Origin of the sequence: Kitasatospora sp. NPDC057518 (assembly GCF_042802075.1) — a bacterium.
Classification (GTDB): Bacteria; Actinomycetota; Actinomycetes; order Streptomycetales; family Streptomycetaceae; genus Kitasatospora.
This window is the reverse complement of the sequence record NZ_JBHVEU010000719.1, coordinates 1-2,371: the sequence shown is the minus strand read 5'-3', so window position 1 is coordinate 2,371 and position 2,371 is coordinate 1. Positions and strand designations below refer to the sequence as shown.

Annotated in this window: 1 protein-coding gene and 1 pseudogene; one reads left to right on the top strand and one right to left on the bottom strand. The window is 72.1% G+C overall.

Annotated elements, in window-relative coordinates:
* Positions 1–259 (bottom strand): annotated as a pseudogene (locus ACFU7Z_RS38740) (PucR family transcriptional regulator); the annotation flags it as partial.
* A gap of 388 nt (positions 260–647) precedes the next feature.
* Here ACFU7Z_RS38740 and pruA point away from each other — a divergent pair.
* Entirely contained in the window at positions 648–2,276 is a 1,629-nt protein-coding gene (gene pruA, locus ACFU7Z_RS38735) for an L-glutamate gamma-semialdehyde dehydrogenase (RefSeq protein WP_380782848.1), read from the top strand.
* Positions 2,277–2,371: the final 95 nt, after the last annotated feature.

The following is a 2,371-nucleotide window of genomic DNA, read 5'->3' as shown; positions in this document are numbered from 1 at the left end:
GGCCGGGGCCGTCCAGCTTCACCGCGACGGCGGCGGCCCCGGCCCGGCCGGCCGCGCGCAGGGCGGGCAGGGCGGCGCGGCCGCGGGCGCCGATCGCGAGCACCAGCTCGCCGGGGGCGGCGGTCGGCGGGTCCTCCGGGTCGAGGATGGCGACGTCGCGCACCGGGACGTCCAGGCCCAGCGGGGCGGCCTGCAGCTCGACCAGCGGTTCGCCGAGGGACATCAGGAGTTGACGGAGCGGCAGGCCGGGGGTGGTCACGCCGGTCCTCCTTCATCCGCTCGGACAACGTTTCGCGGTCGATTTTAGCCGGACGGACAGAGATTCGGCGTGGCCTCCGGACCGCGGCCCGGCGCGCGGGCGCGCCGGGGCCTGCCGACGGGCACCGGCGTGCGAGCCGCCTTCGCGGGCCGGGGGCGTGAGCCCGGAGGCGCGAGGTGGCGCGGGGTGGTGTGAAAGGTGGGGCGATCGGGGACGGTTCGTGACCGCGGCGTGACCGACTTCGTCGGGCCGGACAACGCCGTACGGGGGAATTTAGCCGCGCGGCCAATCAAGTCGCCCGGTGGCCAGGAATAGCGTTCGTGCTGTGGTCGGCGTGCAACCCGCGCCGGCAATCCCCCCGCACTGAACGAAGGAGAGCGTGCGCTCTATGGACGCTGTGACCCAGGTCCCCGCGCCGGTGAACGAGCCGGTCCACAGCTACGCCCCCGGGAGCCCGGAACGGGCCCGTCTGGAGGCCAAGCTGAAGGAGCTGGGCGGCCAGGAGCCGGTCCAGCTGACCATGACGATCAACGGTGAGCGCCGGATGGGCGGCGGCACCGAGATCCACGTCGTCCAGCCGCACAACCACGCGGCTCGGCTCGGCACCCTGCGCAACGCCACCCAGGCCGACGCGCAGGAGGCCATCGACACTGCCCTGGCCGCAGCCGAGGCCTGGCAGGCGCTCTCCTTCGACTCCCGCGCCGCGATCTTCCTCAAGGCCGCCGACCTGCTGGCCGGCCCCTGGCGCGAGACCCTGGCCGCCGCCACCATGCTCGGCCGGTCCAAGACCGCGCAGCAGGCCGAGATCGACACCCCCTGCGAGCTGGTCGACTTCCTGCGCTTCAACGTGCACTTCGCCCGCCAGATCATGGCCGAGCAGCCGATCTCCTCGGAGGGCGTGTGGAACCGCAGCGACCACCGCCCGCTCGAGGGCTTCGTCTACGCGATCACCCCGTTCAACTTCACCGCGATCGCCGGCAACCTGCCGACCGCGCCCGCGCTGATGGGCAACGTGGTGCTGTGGAAGCCGTCCCCGACCCAGCAGTTCTCCGCGCACCTGCTGATGCAGCTGCTGGAGGAGGCCGGCCTGCCCAAGGGCGTCATCAACATGGTGACCGGCGACGGCCTGGCCGTCTCCGAGGTCGCGCTCAAGCACCCGGCGCTGGCCGGCATCCACTTCACCGGCTCCACCGCCACCTTCCAGCACCTGTGGCGCGAGGTCGGCACCAACATCTCCGGCTACCGCACCTACCCGCGGATCGTCGGCGAGACCGGCGGCAAGGACTTCCTGGTCGCCCACCCGTCCGCCGACCCGAAGGTCCTGAAGACCGCGATGACCCGCGGCGCCTTCGAGTTCCAGGGCCAGAAGTGCTCGGCGCTGTCGCGGGCCTACGTCCCGGCCTCGCTCTGGGCCGGCCTCAAGGACGAGTTCGCCGCCGAGGTCGACGGCCTCACCATGGGCGACGTCAGCGACCTGTCCAACTTCATGTCGGCCGTCATCGACGAGCGCTCCTTCGCCAAGAACAAGGCCGCGATCGACCGCGCCCAGGCCGACCCGCAGGTCGAGGTCCTCGCCGGCGGCACCTACGACGACTCGGTCGGCTACTTCGTCCGCCCGACCGTCCTGGTCTGCCAGGACCCGGCCGCCGAGTACTTCAAGGACGAGTACTTCGGCCCGATCCTGGCCGTGTACGTCTACGAGGACGAGAAGTACGAGGAGATGCTGACCCAGATGGAGTCGGTGTCCCCGTACGGCCTGACCGGCTCGATCATCTCCCAGGACCGCGCCGCGGCCCAGGATGCGATGCACAAGCTGCGCTTCGCCGCCGGCAACTTCTACATCAACGACAAGCCGACCGGCGCCGTCGTCGGCCAGCAGCCCTTCGGTGGCGGCCGGGCCTCGGGCACCAACGACAAGGCCGGCGCCAAGCAGAACCTGGCGCGCTGGACCTCGACCCGCTCGGTCAAGGAGACCTTCGTCCCGCCGACGGACTACCGCTACCCGCACATGGGCTGACCAGCCCCCTGACCAGCCGGCTCGTCCCGTAGCCACCGGTCACCCGCGACGCCCGGTCCCGCAGCCGGGCGCCGCCTCCCGGGGCGGCGGTGCCC

What these genes read in the sequence shown, in the direction of transcription:
- pruA (WP_380782848.1), top strand. Translation starts at nt 648, where the DNA reads ATGGACGCTGTGACCCAGGTCCCCGCGCCGGTGAACGAGCCGGTCCAC.